Source organism: Gracilimonas sp., from assembly GCF_035704785.1.
GTDB lineage: Bacteria > Bacteroidota > Rhodothermia > Balneolales > Balneolaceae > Gracilimonas.
The window spans coordinates 1-14,329 of record NZ_DASSWP010000198.1 but is presented as its reverse complement, the minus strand read 5'-3'; the positions used below and the strand labels follow the sequence as shown (position 1 = coordinate 14,329).

The 14,329-nt window shown below is 41.3% G+C and carries 14 protein-coding genes; 11 read left to right on the top strand and 3 right to left on the bottom strand.

Translation table 11 applies throughout. The features are described 5' to 3' along the window. From VFM80_RS11440 to VFM80_RS11430, 3 genes are all read right to left on the bottom strand, one after another. Window positions 1-263: AMIN-like domain-containing (lipo)protein (locus VFM80_RS11440; RefSeq protein ID WP_422653667.1), on the bottom strand; the 263-nt coding region annotated here is incomplete at its 3' end. Window positions 264-511: 248 nt separating this feature from the next. Beyond that, the gene (locus tag VFM80_RS11435; protein WP_395071962.1) at window positions 512-1,273 is read right to left on the bottom strand and encodes a TatD family hydrolase; all 762 of its coding nucleotides are present in this window, start codon (window positions 1,271-1,273) and stop codon (window positions 512-514) included. 45 nt (window positions 1,274-1,318) lie between these two features. Further along, entirely contained in the window at window positions 1,319-2,179 is an 861-nt protein-coding gene (locus VFM80_RS11430; protein WP_395071961.1) for a hypothetical protein, read from the bottom strand. Between the two features lie 181 nt (window positions 2,180-2,360). Here VFM80_RS11430 and VFM80_RS11425 point away from each other — a divergent pair, with 181 nt between their 5' ends. The 11 genes from VFM80_RS11425 (at window position 2,361) to mrdA (ending at window position 14,300) form a co-directional block, all read left to right on the top strand. Next, complete coding sequence (locus tag VFM80_RS11425) at window positions 2,361-3,140, top strand: tryptophan 2,3-dioxygenase (RefSeq protein ID WP_395071960.1); 780 nt, start codon at window positions 2,361-2,363, stop codon at window positions 3,138-3,140. Between the two features lie 59 nt (window positions 3,141-3,199). Further along, window positions 3,200-4,384 carry a hypothetical protein gene (locus VFM80_RS11420; protein ID WP_395071959.1) on the top strand — a complete coding sequence of 395 codons (1,185 nt, stop codon included), beginning with the start codon at window positions 3,200-3,202 and terminating at the stop codon, window positions 4,382-4,384. A 447-nt stretch (window positions 4,385-4,831) separates the two neighbouring features. Next, complete coding sequence (gene recA, locus VFM80_RS11415) at window positions 4,832-5,893, top strand: recombinase RecA (RefSeq protein ID WP_395071958.1); 1,062 nt, start codon at window positions 4,832-4,834, stop codon at window positions 5,891-5,893. Continuing rightward, a complete protein-coding gene (locus VFM80_RS11410) occupies window positions 5,883-6,578 on the top strand; it encodes a regulatory protein RecX (RefSeq protein WP_395071957.1) in 696 nt (231 codons plus the stop codon). Before recA ends, VFM80_RS11410 begins: the two co-directional genes overlap by 11 nt. Beyond that, on the top strand, window positions 6,575-7,660 hold the full coding sequence (locus VFM80_RS11405; RefSeq protein ID WP_395071956.1) for an AI-2E family transporter: 1,086 nt from the start codon (window positions 6,575-6,577) through the stop codon (window positions 7,658-7,660). Before VFM80_RS11410 ends, VFM80_RS11405 begins: the two co-directional genes overlap by 4 nt. Window positions 7,661-7,738: 78 nt before the next feature. Further along, window positions 7,739-8,323 carry a phosphoribosylglycinamide formyltransferase gene (gene purN, locus VFM80_RS11400; protein ID WP_395071955.1) on the top strand — a complete coding sequence of 195 codons (585 nt, stop codon included), beginning with the start codon at window positions 7,739-7,741 and terminating at the stop codon, window positions 8,321-8,323. A 10-nt stretch (window positions 8,324-8,333) separates the two neighbouring features. Continuing rightward, window positions 8,334-9,908 (top strand): bifunctional phosphoribosylaminoimidazolecarboxamide formyltransferase/IMP cyclohydrolase, encoded by a 1,575-nt coding sequence (gene purH, locus VFM80_RS11395; protein ID WP_395071954.1) that lies wholly within the window; start codon window positions 8,334-8,336, stop codon window positions 9,906-9,908. Window positions 9,909-10,049: 141 nt separating this feature from the next. After that, window positions 10,050-11,114 (top strand): rod shape-determining protein, encoded by a 1,065-nt coding sequence (locus tag VFM80_RS11390; protein ID WP_395071953.1) that lies wholly within the window; start codon window positions 10,050-10,052, stop codon window positions 11,112-11,114. A 13-nt stretch (window positions 11,115-11,127) separates the two neighbouring features. Beyond that, a complete protein-coding gene (mreC, locus tag VFM80_RS11385; protein ID WP_395071952.1) occupies window positions 11,128-11,970 on the top strand; it encodes a rod shape-determining protein MreC in 843 nt (280 codons plus the stop codon). Next, complete coding sequence (mreD, locus tag VFM80_RS11380) at window positions 11,967-12,437, top strand: rod shape-determining protein MreD (protein ID WP_395071951.1); 471 nt, start codon at window positions 11,967-11,969, stop codon at window positions 12,435-12,437. The genes mreC and mreD overlap by 4 nt, the downstream gene beginning before the upstream one ends. A 6-nt stretch (window positions 12,438-12,443) precedes the next feature. Further along, a complete protein-coding gene (gene mrdA, locus VFM80_RS11375) occupies window positions 12,444-14,300 on the top strand; it encodes a penicillin-binding protein 2 (RefSeq protein ID WP_395071950.1) in 1,857 nt (618 codons plus the stop codon). Window positions 14,301-14,329: the final 29 nt, after the last annotated feature.

Sequence of the window (14,329 nt, the reverse complement as noted above, 5' to 3'; positions counted from 1 at the left end):
GGTTCGTCAACATACTCAATATGAAAGCCGGGAATTTCTGATCCGCTAAATTCAAATACAATGCGTTCAAAATCATCGTGGCGCGCTGTACGAACCTCTTGAACTATTGCAAATGTACGTGTACTGTCATGCACAATGCCTGCAGTCCAATTTGAAATGGTGGTAGGTAAGGGTGTTGGTGCAATCGCATCTTCCGTTTTTTTATTATCAGAACATGCTATAACTACACATGCAATTATTGCAAAAAATAAGACTCGAGACATGGATTTAGACATATTGAATAGATTCATTTAAAAAAGTATGAGTTAACTTTAAGATTAAGGTTTTGTCTAACGGCCCAGAGCATTAAGCGTGTGGAGACTGCGAGTTAATAAACGGCTAAAATTTCAAATCAAGCAACTCTTGAAATCGAAAGAAAATCCAGAAGCCAATTGAATAGTTTGAGGCAGAGCCTCTATGGCGCATTCCGGAGCCGAGCACCGGAACGAGGTTAAAATTCTATTGAACTTTTTTAAATCCCAAACAACCGCTTCGCCGTCGCCGTAGTCTTCTCATCAATTTCATCCAAACTCATGTCAAAAATATCGGCGAGTTTTTGAGCGGTGAATTTCATAAAAGCAGGTTCATTGCGTTTTCCGCGTTTGGGGGTTGGAGATAAATAAGGAGCATCGGTTTCAAGCATCATTTTATCTATGGGGAGCTGTGCCACTGTTTTATCAACCCCGGCGTTTTTGAAGGTCACCACTCCCCCGATGCCAAGATGTAATCCCAGATCAATGGCTCTTTTCCCTTCTTCAACCGTTCCGTTAAAGCAGTGCCAGATTCCGCTCAGGCTTCCATCCTGTTCCTGTTCAATGATCTCAAGCATATCACCGGTACTTTCCCGGTTGTGGATGATCACGGGTTTTTGAACCTGCTTGGCCACCTTACAGTGAATATGGAAGCTTTCTTTTTGTTGTTTCACCAGATCCGTACTCCAGTAATAATCGAGTCCGGTCTCTCCCACTGCATAGAAATCATCTTTTGAGCAATATTCCATCAGCTTTTCTTCGTAACCTTTTGGGAGTTCTTCTTTTACATCACAGGGATGAATACCTGCCATTTTGTAGAATTCAATTTCAGGGTGACTCAGTTTCTCCATCTGAGGAATGGAATTGAAGTCAATGGCCGGCATGAAGATGGCTTTTACTCCGGCTTCAACTGCCCGTTGATTTACGGCTTCACGATCTTCATCAAATTGGTTGAGGTAAATATGGGAGTGGGTATCGATCATAATTCGTTATTGGTAGTTTCGTTATTCGTTAAACGGTCATCGGTCTTACGTCGTCGGTCCTTCGTTCTTCAAAAACTGCAAGGCAATATGCTCGATGGGACTACGAACCACCGACTTCACCTCAAGATTCATTTGCTTAGCACAGGCCCTAAGCTCTGCCTCATAAACTGAAGCTATCGACCCGACAAACCCTAGCTCCCGGCTTTTGACCTCATCAGGAAAAGCCATGCTCACTTTCTTTAAAAAAGACTCAAATCCTTCATATAATATCTTTTGAATTTGGGGGTAATATGATTTCGTGCCCATCACTTTACAGATCTGAGAAGCAAAGAGTTTGGCTTCCTTTGTTTTCTTAAACATCAGCGTCAGCTTTTCTGAATCCATGTCGATCTTATTCTCCAGGTGTTTCCTGAGATCCGTATGCAACTTTTGCTCTTTATATAACTGCAGAATTCGTTTTCCTATATCGCTTCCGCTTCCCTGATCGCCTTCCGGGTAACCGACAGAAGGCATTTGCTTTATAATTTCCCTATTTGCATAAACTGCCGAACTTGAGCCCGTTCCAAGTATACAGACGATCCCTTCCTTCTCCCCAAATAATGCCATCCCAGCGGCCTCCAGGTCGGTTCCAACTTTAACGGTAGCAAACTCAAAGATCTCTTTCAAATACGATTCTACTTCTTTTTGCTTCTGAGGTGAACCACACCCTGAACCATAAAAATGGATCTTATCAACTGCTTTCCCTAAAATATTGGGCTTTAGTTCTTTACTCAATACATTCATAAACTCCGCCGCAGTTACCAAGTGCGGATTAAGTCCTTCGGTCTGAATGAATTGAGGCTCTCCTTCTCCCAATAAAACCCAATCGGTTTTAGAAGCCCCACTATCTGCGATCAATGTATTCATACATTTATAGTAAAGATTTTTTTTGTGTTTCGTTACCGGTGATTCGTTATTCGTGAACAGTTAATCATTAATCGAAATTTGGTCATTGGTCGTCCGTCGTCGGTCCTGAGCCCTCCGTCATTCCTTTTAGCAAAACAATGCTGAACTCGGTATTATACAACTGAACCAAATTTCTTTATTTATGAGCCTGACTTACACCAATTATCTCAAAATTCACGAACTCACTGAACTGCAACAGTATAAGTCTGATCCACCTGAACATGATGAAATGCTTTTTATCATCATTCATCAAACTTATGAATTATGGTTCAAACAGATCTTACATGAGTTTGGAAAACTGCGCAAGGATCTTGAGGCCGGACGAACCTGGGCTTCTGTTAAGACCATGCGTCGTGTGCTGACCATTTTAAAAACAATGGTTTCTCAAATTGATGTTTTGGAAACCATGACTCCCCTGGAGTTTAACAGTTTTCGAAAATTCTTGGGGCAGTCCAGCGGATTTCAATCGTTGCAGTTTCGGGAAATGGAGATCGTTTGCGGACTGCGTTTTCCGCTCATGAAAGAAGCGCATAAAGATCAGCCCAAACACATTGATATATTGGAAAAACGTATGCAGGAATCAACTCTTTGGGAAAGTTTCTGTACCTACTTGCGAACCCGGGGTTATGAGGTTAACCCCAAAAGAGAAAATGAGGAAGGATTGATCCACGAACCTTCTGATGATATTCAGGAAATCTTGGTGGAAGCCATGAAAAATGATCCCGAAGCGGCTATGATTGCCGAGCTTTTTGTAGATTATGACGAAGGCTTGCAGGAGTGGCGTTACCGTCACGTAAAAATGGTGGAGCGAACGATCGGAACTAAAAAGGGAACCGGCGGGTCTGACGGAGCAAAATATCTTCACAAAACATTAAATCAACCTATCTTCCCAGACCTTTGGGCTATTCGATCCAGATTTTAAAACGAACAGTTACATCATAATTTTAGTTAACTCATCTAAACTAACTCTATAGGTTCCCGATGTCAGACATTGATTTTTTAGCCCATAAACTAAGGCCTCACTACACGCATTTTGATGTAGCCAACCGCCTCCTTTTCACCGGACATTCCCATCAGGCCTGGCCCGATGTAGCCCGAGAAGGTCAGACCGAATACTTTGATGTTTGCGCCCGCGATGTGGACAACAAATGGGAAACGGCATTCGAAAAGACCGAGATCCTTCGCAATTACCTACGGGATTTTTATGATGATCCGGATGGATTCTATTGCCGCGAAGAAAGTACCCATGTTCTTTTTGTGAGCTGGATGAGCAGCCTTGATCTCAAAAATAAGCCTAAGATCATTTCTACGGATGGTGAATTTCATTCCCTGTTTCGTCAGTTACACCGGCTTGAGGAAGAAGGCCTTGAATTCGTACGGGTTCCGGTTCAACCCGACGAAAGTTTCGCGGAACGTATAATCGGAGAATTGGATGACCAGACTTCAGCTGTGATGCTATCAAGGGTATATTTTGAGACTTCGCTGATCAATACGCACCTCACTGAGATCGCGGCCGCTGCCCGGGCTAAAGGAATACCCGTGATGATCGATGACTATCACGGCACCAACGTAGTCCCCCTCTCCATCCGTGAAGCCAGATTGGAAGACTGTTTTATTTTGATCGGGGGCTACAAATATTTGCAATGGGGAGAGGCGAATTGTTTTCTGAGATTCCCAAGAGATTGTGACTACCGGCCTGCCATTACAGGATGGTTTGCATCATTCAGTACGCTTGATAAACCACGCAGTAATGATCCGGTCGAATATGACCATGATAACCAACGTTTTGCCAGCGGTACCTACGATCCCTCCTCTCAATTTAGAGCCGCTAAAGTCGTGGAGTTTTTTCAGGAACACGGTCTTTCAGCGAATATCCTCCGAGAACAATATTTAGCCCAGGTCGGACTCCTCCGCAAGATCTTTGAGGAAAAGAATTTTGATCCTTCGGTCATCAGCCTCACACATAAAGAACCCCTGGAAAGAAATGGGGGATTTCTATCACTCACCTCTCCAAAAGCCCGGGAGATCCGGGCACAGCTAATGGAAAACGGAGTATTCACCGATGCCCGCGGACAAATTTTACGATTTGGGCCGGCACCTTATATCACATCCTCTCAAATAGAGCAAGCGATGGATGAATTGGAGAGGGTGGTTGTGGCGATTTGATCCATATATAAAATTTTTATTACGGGATGAATTTGGTTGGCTCATCCCTACGGGATTATACCCTATTAATCTTTCGACCCCGGAGTAAACTCCGGGGCTATATTCGGCCGTCCCTATCGGGACTGGATTCGATATTGCGTCATGCTTCATTGTTTGGCGAAAAAACAACGCCCAGCGAGACGACCCAAAGAATAATCGTTCTATTACAGATGTTTCTTTAGTCCCATAGGGACTATCAATTTTTTTGAAAAAATTTTGTAAGGAATTCCATTTTTATCCCTCTTACTATACAAACAGAAAATTTTTGGGAAATATGAAAAAGGTTCAAGAGATATTTGTCTATCACATATATTGAACATATATTGAATGCGGTGCAAAAAGGGTGACACAGACTGACACCTCAGTACCTTATATTTGCCTAAAACAAATTCAAAAACACAAATAATTATGGCGAAATCAGATGACAGAATGAAAGCCCTCGATATGGCTGTGGGGCAAATTGAAAAACAACATGGCAAAGGAACCATTATGAAATTGGGAGCCGAAGCTATTCAGGATATTGATGTAATATCCACAGGCTCTATTATGGTTGATTATGCACTCGGAGTACAGGGAATTCCCCGGGGACGTGTCACTGAAATTTACGGTCCGGAGGCCAGTGGTAAAACCACTCTTGCTCTTCAGGTTATTGCACAGGCACAAAAAAATGGCGGTTATGCTGCTTTTATTGATGCCGAACATGCTTTTGATCCAAGATATGCCAAAGCACTGGGAATCAATGTAGAAGAATTGCTGGTTTCACAGCCTGACAGCGGTGAACAAGCTCTTGAGATCACGGAAACACTCATTCGCTCGGGTGCACTGGATGTTGTAGTTATTGATTCCGTAGCCGCTCTTGTACCCCGCGCAGAACTGGAAGGCGAAATGGGCGATTCTCATATGGGGCTTCAGGCACGGTTGATGTCGCAGGCCATGAGAAAGATCACCGGTATCATTAATAAGAGCCGTACCTCATGCATTTTCATTAATCAGGTTCGTGAAAAGATCGGGGTAATGTTTGGTAACCCGGAAACTACAACTGGTGGACGTGCACTTAAATTTTATTCATCCGTCAGGATCGATATTCGCAGAATTGGTTCCATCAAGAAAGGTGATGAAGTTGTTGGAAACCGGACAAAAGTGAAGATCGCAAAGAACAAAGTAGCACCTCCCTTTAAGGTCGTAGAATTCAACATTATGTACGGAAAAGGTATCTCACGTATTTCTGAGATCCTTGACTTGGCTGTAGAATACGACATCATTGAGAAGCGAGGAAGTTGGTTCCGCTACGACGGTGAACCGATCGGTCAGGGTTCTGATGCAGCAATGCAATTCCTCGAAGAAGATGAGAAGCTTACCAAAAGTATTGAGGAAAAAGTCCGGGCCAAGCTAATGGGCGAAATACTGGAATCGGAAGAAGAGGAAAAAAAGAAAGAGAAAAAGAAAGAAACAGCAGACGTTGAGGACTAAGCGAAAGTCAAAAGAGGAAAAGCTGGAGGAGGCACGAAGTCTTCTTCCGGCTGTTATTTCTGACATTCAGGTTCAGAAAAAAAATGCGACCCGGTTTTCACTTTTTGCGGACGACCAGTTTCTCATTGGCGTTTCGGAATCCACACTTACTAATTTAAAACTAAAGAAAGGCGTTGAAATAACGCCTTTCTTATTTCGTCAAATTGAAGAAGCTGAAAATAGATGGGCTGCTCGTGAATATTTTTTCCGGATATTATCACGTCGAGATCATTCCCGAAAAGAGCTCAAAGATAAAGCCTTCAAAAAAGGATACTCAGGAGCTTTTATTGATGAACTTTTGGACGAGTTTGAACAGAAGGATTATATTAATGACGAAAAATTTGCCGCGAAATATGCTGCCGATAAGTTCGAATTCAACGATTGGGGTCCTTATAAGATCAGAACTCAGCTTTTTAAGAAAGGCATCTCAAAACAAGTAACCGAAAAAGTTATTCAAAATTCATTTGGTGATGATTCCATCAGAGAAAGTATGGTCACACTTATCCAAAAGAAAAAAAAGAGATATCTTCGGGAGCCTGAAGAGAAAAGACGCAAGAAAGTATTCGATTTTCTGATGAGAAAAGGGTACGATTCAGGAAATATTTTGAAGAATATGGATGAACTCTTAGCTATTATTGCACAATGAGAACTATTACACTGGATAGGGTTGTACGTTTTATTATCGGACTTGCTGCTGTAGCTGTGGGTTTTATGATTTTGTACAACTATTCCAACCTTGTTGTATTCCTGGTTTTAGCCATGATCCTGAGCTATATCCTGGACCCTTTAGCTAACAAGCTGCAGTCAATGGGCTTAAATCGTACTTTCGGGATCACTATAATTTTAGCCACTGTCATCCTTGTTCTTGTTTTCATCTCCACCAGCGTTATCCCGATCATTGCTAACCAAATGGCTGAACTTACTGCTCAGCTGAATATTGATAACATTCGGCAGATCGCCGTAAGAGTTGAAAATCAGCTCATTACAAAATTTGAATTTTTACCTGAGGGATTTCTTGAGAAAAATACTACGCTTGTCTTTAACGAGCTTTTCAATGTAAATCAGCTTTCGTCCATCGTAAGTAATGCATTAGGTATTTTTACCAACATATTTTCTGCTGTATTGGTAGTTCCATTTGCAGCTTTCTTTTTTCTTAAGGACGGCAGTAAAATACGTCGCGATCTGCTTCAATTGGTTCCTAATAAGTATTTTGAAACTACTCTTACGGTATTAGATAAAATTGAAAATCGACTTGGATTTTATTTTAGAAGTGTTCTTTTGCAAAGCGTTTTCGTCGCGCTTTCATCATGGGCTACATTGAGTATTGCGGGATTGGATAATTCTATGTCGGTAGGTATTGCCGTAGGCTTAGCAAACACGATCCCCTACTTTGGACCTATATTAGGATATTTTCTGTCCATTATTGTTTCCATTATTGAGACCGGAAACTTTACTTTAGTAGCTGCTTGTATCCTGGCTATATTTATTGTTCAGATGCTCGATAATATTGTTTTTCAACCCATGCTTTTTTCCCGTTCTGCCGATATGCACCCGGTCGCAATTTTATTCATCATTTTGATAGGTGCTGAAACAGCCGGTATTTTAGGAATGCTTGTCGCTATACCCATCGCTACCGTTGTTAAAATCACTATTACCCAATTAAGCTGGAGTTTTAATAACTATCAGGTTTTTAAAAGGGATGTCAGTTCTTCACCCGGCTCGGATTGACCTAATAAAATTCTTTATCCCACCTAAACATTTCCTATATTTTCTTTCTAATCAGACACTGAAAAATCCTAAGCTCTTTTGAAGAATATCGTTGTTTTTGCCTCCGGCTCGGGCACTAACTTTCAATCCATTATTGATGCAGTTGATCGAGGGGAAATCACCGCGAGTATAGCCGGACTTATCACTGATAAAGATAATATAGGTGCCCTTCAAAGAGCTGAAACACATAATATCCCCACATGTATTATTTCCCCATATAAACTTTCCGGTGAAGCCGAGTTTGCAGAGGAATTATTGACTCAGCTTCGAGGATGGAACGCAGACCTCATTATACTTGCCGGATACTTAAAAAAGATCCCGAATTCAGTGATAAGGGAATTTGAGAATAAGATCTTAAATATCCACCCTTCCCTTTTACCCAAATTTGGAGGAAAAGGATTTTACGGAATGAATGTTCATCGGGCTGTTATTGAGGCAAATGAAGGAGAATCCGGCTGTTCTGTGCACATAGTTACGGATGAATTTGATGAAGGGCCTGTAATTGCCCGGTCTAAAGTTAAAATAGAGAAAAATGATACCCCCGAACTCCTTGCTGAAAAAATTTTAAAAGAAGAACATCAGCTTTATCCCAAAGCCATTCAAAAACACTTGAAAACCCTCTAAAAAATAAATTGTGTCTCTAAAACCACTTTCAAAACTTCCACAAACCCCTTTAAAGATCAACCGCGCACTGCTCTCTGTTTCTGATAAAACAGGATTACCTGAATTAGCCAAAGCATTACATGATTCAGGAGTTGAGATCATCTCGACAGGCGGAACGGCTAAAGTCATAAAAGCTGAAGGTATTCCGGTAAAAGATGTATCGGAAATAACCGGGTTCAAGGAGTGTCTTGATGGTCGCGTTAAAACTTTGCATCCAATGGTTCATGGAGGAATCTTAGCAAGGACGTCTCATGAATCTGACGTTGAAGAGATCAAGGAGCTTGGTATCATTCCCATCGAATTAGTAGTGGTAAATCTATACCCTTTCAAGGGTAAAATTGCTGCCCCAAATGTAACACCTGCTGAAGCAACAGAGTTTATCGATATAGGCGGGCCTACCATGATCCGTGCAGCAGCCAAAAATTTTGCTCATGTATCCATCCTGAGTTCTCCTTCACAATATCCGGATTTCATTGACGAACTTGAGGAAAAAATGGCGATCTCTTTCGGAACCAGAAAAAAATTAGCCAAAGATGCGTTCTCACATACAGCAGACTATGACAGCGCTATCTCAAACTATTTTACAGAGTTGATCGAGGAAGAGCCTGTAAAACAATTCAATATCTCCTTCCCGCTCTCACAAGAGCTAAGATATGGAGAAAATCCTCACCAAAAAGCTGCAGTTTATGGTGATCAAAATGAATTTATCGATTGCTTTCACGGTAAACAGTTAAGCTACAACAACTACCTTGATGTAGATGCCGCACTCAATATTATTTCTGATTTTGACGTTAATGAGCCTGCCTGTGCCATCATAAAACATACGATACCTTGCGGGGTTGGATTAGCCGATGATCTCACCGAAGCATATAAAAAAGCATTTAGTACAGATCGTGTTTCTCCATTTGGAGGCATCGTAATTGTAAATCAGGAACTGGATGTTGAAACTGCAAAAGCCATTGATGAAATCTTTACCGAGATCATCATTGCTTCCGAATTCAGTGAGGCATCACTCGCCCTTTTAACTCAGAAAAAAAATCGCCGATTAATTCGGATCAAAAAGTCAGTTCGTGAAGTACAAGCATCTTCATATCGATCAATATTTGGCGGGCTGTTAAATCAGGAAGCTGATCTAACCCCTGCAAACCCGGATGATTTTAAAATTGTAAGCAAACGTAAGCCAACGGAACAGGAACTGAAAGATCTGCTTTTTTCCTGGAAAGTGGTTAGAAACGTGAAATCAAATGCAATTGTATATGCAAAAGACGGCAGAACCCTGGGAATTGGATCCGGTCAAACAAGCCGGGTAGATTCCTCAGAAATAGCCGTTGCCAAGGCAGGTAAAGAAGGGCTGGATCTTAAAGGATCGGCCATTGCTTCTGATGCCTTTTTCCCATTTGCAGATGGTGTTGAAGCAGCTGCTAAAGCCGGTGCGAAAGCTGTAATACAACCCGGTGGCAGTATCAGAGATGAGGAAGTAATAGCCATGGCAGATAAACATGATATGTCTATGATCTTCACAAGTAAGCGTCATTTTAAACACTAATACAGATATCCAAAAAAGGAGAATGTACTCTCTTTTAATAAAATCCGAATATTCATCCTTTATACATTCGCAAATACAATAGCAAAATTGTATTTTCTTTTGATCTACACCCCAAATGTTAAAATTATCTAACCAGCGCAAATGTCAGAATCACGCGGAGTGAATACCTCAGAGCACACAAAAAAACAATCTCAAAAAGGCTTCTTAGATTTTCTTTACACCGATATAGCCATTGATTTAGGTACAGCTAACACGCTTATTTACTCAAGAGGTGAAGGTATCGTCTTAAATGAACCCTCTATTGTAGCGCTCAACCAGCAGAACGTACCGGTAGCAACCGGGCACGAAGCAAGGTTGATGCACGAGAAAACACACAGTAAGATCAGGACCGTTCGCCCGCTCAGAGATGGTGTTATTGCCGACTTTGAAGTTGCAGAGCAAATGATCCGGGGGATGATCAAGAAAGTCAAAATGAAATGGTACTCTACCACCCGCCAGATGGTAATCTGTGTACCAAGCGGTATAACCGAGGTGGAACGAAGGGCCGTTCGCGACAGCGCTGAACATGCAGGTGCCAAAGAGGTTTACCTTGTTGATGAACCAATGGCCGCTGCAATTGGTATCGGGCTTGACGTTCATGAACCCGTGGGCAGCATGATCGTTGATATCGGTGGCGGAACTACTGAAATAGCCGTGATCGCATTATCAGGAATTGTATATGCACAATCGGTACGGTTGGGCGGAGATGAACTCAACGATGATATCATCAATTACTTCAGAAGAAATCACAATCTGTTAATCGGTGAACGTACAGCTGAAAAGATCAAATGCGAAATAGGCTCAGCAGCCCCTCTTGATGAAGAGCTGGAAATGATAACGAAAGGCCGTGATCTTGTTAATGGAGTGCCCCGAACTCGTCACATTACTTCTAAAGATGCTCGTGAAGCGATAGCTGAATCTGTAAATACCATTGTGGAATCTATCACAAAATCACTCGAGCAAACCCCACCCGAACTTTCAGCAGATATTTTGGATCGTGGTATTATGCTAACCGGTGGCGGTGCCCTTCTTAAAAATCTAGATAAACTGATCATGGAAACTACCGATCTGCCTGTCCATATTGCAGAAGATCCATTGACAGCGGTTGTACGTGGGACAGGTGCTATACTCGAAAACCTTGAATATTACCGTCCGGTAATTTCCTAATACCCGGAAATGAATGCGATTTAGATCGTTAAATTTAAGTGATGCTAAAGACTATATTGTAACCGCCCTTATCTTAATTTTTGCCCTCGGTATTATGATTGGGAGGCATCAGGGCGGTATAGATTCGTTACGAAAAGTTGCTGTTGCATCTCTAAGTTTGCTTGAAGAACCGCTTGCCAACATTCGGGTTTACCGTCAGGCATTGAATACCAATACCTATCTGCAAAGGCAGAATATTCTTTTGCAAGATGAATTGAGCCGATTGCGCTCCATAGAACAAGAAAATCAAGAACTCCGAAGTCTTTTAAGTTTTCAGGATAGCAGTGAATATGAGCTTGAACCCGTGCTGATTGTAGGGAAACAACTCAGTGGTTACAATAATATCCTGACTGTAGATGCCGGAACTGCAGACAGCCTTGAAGAAGGAATGCCACTAGTTTCATCAGATGGTTTAATTGGTAAAATCGTTCTTACAGGAAGGAATTATTCACAGGTAATGCCTTATTACAATACCCTGTTCAAGGTGAGTGCCCGAATTCAGGAAAATCAGGCATATGGCATTGTAAGCTGGCAGGGCGAACTGTATGGAGAGCTTGTTATGGACTTTGTTCCTCAAACGGTTTCCGTTGATAGTGGCTACATAGTGGAAACGTCTGGCAGCAGCAATCAATTTCCGGAAGGTATTCCTATCGGAAGGGTTATAAGAACAGAACCGGAGCCCGGGCGACAGATCCAGCGTATTTATTTAGAACCATTCGTAATGCTTGCTGACATAGCGCAAGGTTTTATCATTAAGTTCAAACCCGATAGCAGTATTTCAAATCTGCAGCAAGAGTATAATCAACTTTTTGAATGACCAAGGAAATATTTAAAGACATATTAGTTGGAGTCAGTTTTGTAATTGTTGAAGTACTCATATTTCAGCATTTAAGCTTTTTTGGTGCTACTCCTGATCCTTTATTGATTTATTTACTTTGGTTAGCAATGAAGTATGACAGATTTAAGTTAGTGCTTTTTGCAGCCGGTTTGGGTTTTCTTCAAGATGCTCTTTTTGATTTCTGGGGACTTAATATGTTCACCAAAACTTTACTCTGTTTTCTGGTATATAATTTCATAAACAGAAGAAAAGAGGGAAGGTTATTATTCTGGCAGATTTTCTTTGTTATATTGGTTTCAGCCCTTTTTCATAATTTGATTTTATTTGGATTAGCTAGTTTTATTGATGCTTACGCGGCCGGATTTTCGCCTATAATTTTTATCGCTGTAAACAGTTTATATACTGCATTGTTAGGATCAATGCTCTTCATTTTCAAAGGCAATTAGTTAGTTATGTCATCAGGTCAAACAAATCGAACAAGAACTTCGATAAGAGCTTTACAAGTCATTATAGTGAGCCTGACATTAATTGTATTGGGCCGGGTTTTTTATTTACAGATAATTGAGTACGAGGTGTATGCTGCTCTTGGTCAGGAAAATTCTGTCCGGCAGGAGTATATTGATCCGGCAAGAGGATTAATTTACGATCGCAATGGTAAACTGATCGTTGATAATGAACCGATCTTTTCCATTACCATTACCCCTTCCCTTTTTGACGAAAAAAAGATCCCTTTGCTATCTTCTATCCTTGGAGTTAGTGATTCATTATTAACTGCGAGAATTCAGGAAGCACAAAATTATTCCTGGCACCGTACTTCACGATTATTTACTGAAATAGATTTTTCCACATTTTCAGCTGTTCAGGAAAATTTATGGCAACTTCCGGGCATTGGGCATCAAATTGAGAGTAAGCGTCATTACCCAACGGAAATGGAAGCTTCACATCTGCTTGGATATTTAAGGGAAGCAAATGAAAGTGAATACAGGGATTCTCCAAAACTCAGACTGGGGGACAGGGTCGGTAAAAGCGGCCTTGAATTTGTCTATGAAGATACTTTACGAGGACAGGCCGGTATAAAATATTCACGAGTAAATGTTTTTGGACAAGCCTTGGGTAATTTTGAAGATTCAACTCTTTCCCGTACGCCTGTAGAGGGAACGGATATCATCACCACTATAGATACTGGTCTTCAAATTTTCGCAGAAGAACTAATGGAAGGAAAACGGGGAGCCGTCATAGCCATGAATCCCCACACCGGTGCTATTTTAGCTTTGGTAAGTTCTCCTTCTTATGATCTAAGCAGATTGGCCGGAAGGTTAGACATAGAATACTGGCAAGCTATAAATGCAGATTCCACATCGCCTTTGTACAATAGGGCTGTTTCGAGCCGACAACCGCCCGGTTCTATTTTTAAGCCTGTTATGGGTATTACCGGCTTACATCTTGGGATCGTAACCCCGGAAACCCAAGTTTATAATAGCGGGGCATATATTCGTGGAAGAGCTTATAAAGATCTAGCTGATATCGGAGAATATGATCTGGAAGAAGCCATAACTTTCTCAAGTAATACTTATTTCTTTTCGTTGATGGATAAAATTGCTACCCGAGGTAAACTAAATGAATGGAGCAATTTGATCAAAGATTTTGGATTAGGTGTTCCTAATAACATCGATCTTCCAAACGCTAATATTGGAATTATACCTGATAGTACTTATCTCAATAATAGATTTGGTGAGAGGAACTGGGGATTGGGGGACTTAATAAATTTTGGTGTCGGCCAAGGAATGATATCGGTCTCTCCTTTACAGGTTGCTCAAATGACAAGCGCTTTTTCTAATGGCGGTTATAAGGTTCGTCCGCATCTGGTGCAAGGTTTCAGAACTTCTGATGGACAATTAACTCGGGTGAATATTGAAAGAGATAAGATCAATTGGGTCAAAGATGAATATTTGGAAGTTATAAAAAAAGGAATGCGTGGAGTTGTTGAAGAAGGTAGTGGCCGTTGGTACGCAAATCACCCGGAAATTGAAATTGCAGGTAAAACCGGAACTGCCCAAAACCCTCATGGATTAGATCATGGATGGTTTACTTCATTTGCTCCATTGGATGATCCTGAAATTGTTGTGACTGCCTTTGTTGAAAATGCCGGCTTTGCATCTATCTCAGCGGCCCCAATTGCTTCCTTGGTTATAGAAAAATACTTACTCGGTGAAATAGAAAGAAACTGGATCTATGAGTACGTACTTAATTTTGAGCCTGTTGATCCTGACGCTTCCTCCGACTCAGTTAATGTAGAATTAAATGAATAATCTAAGAGAATTTAGCTGGTCGGTATTCT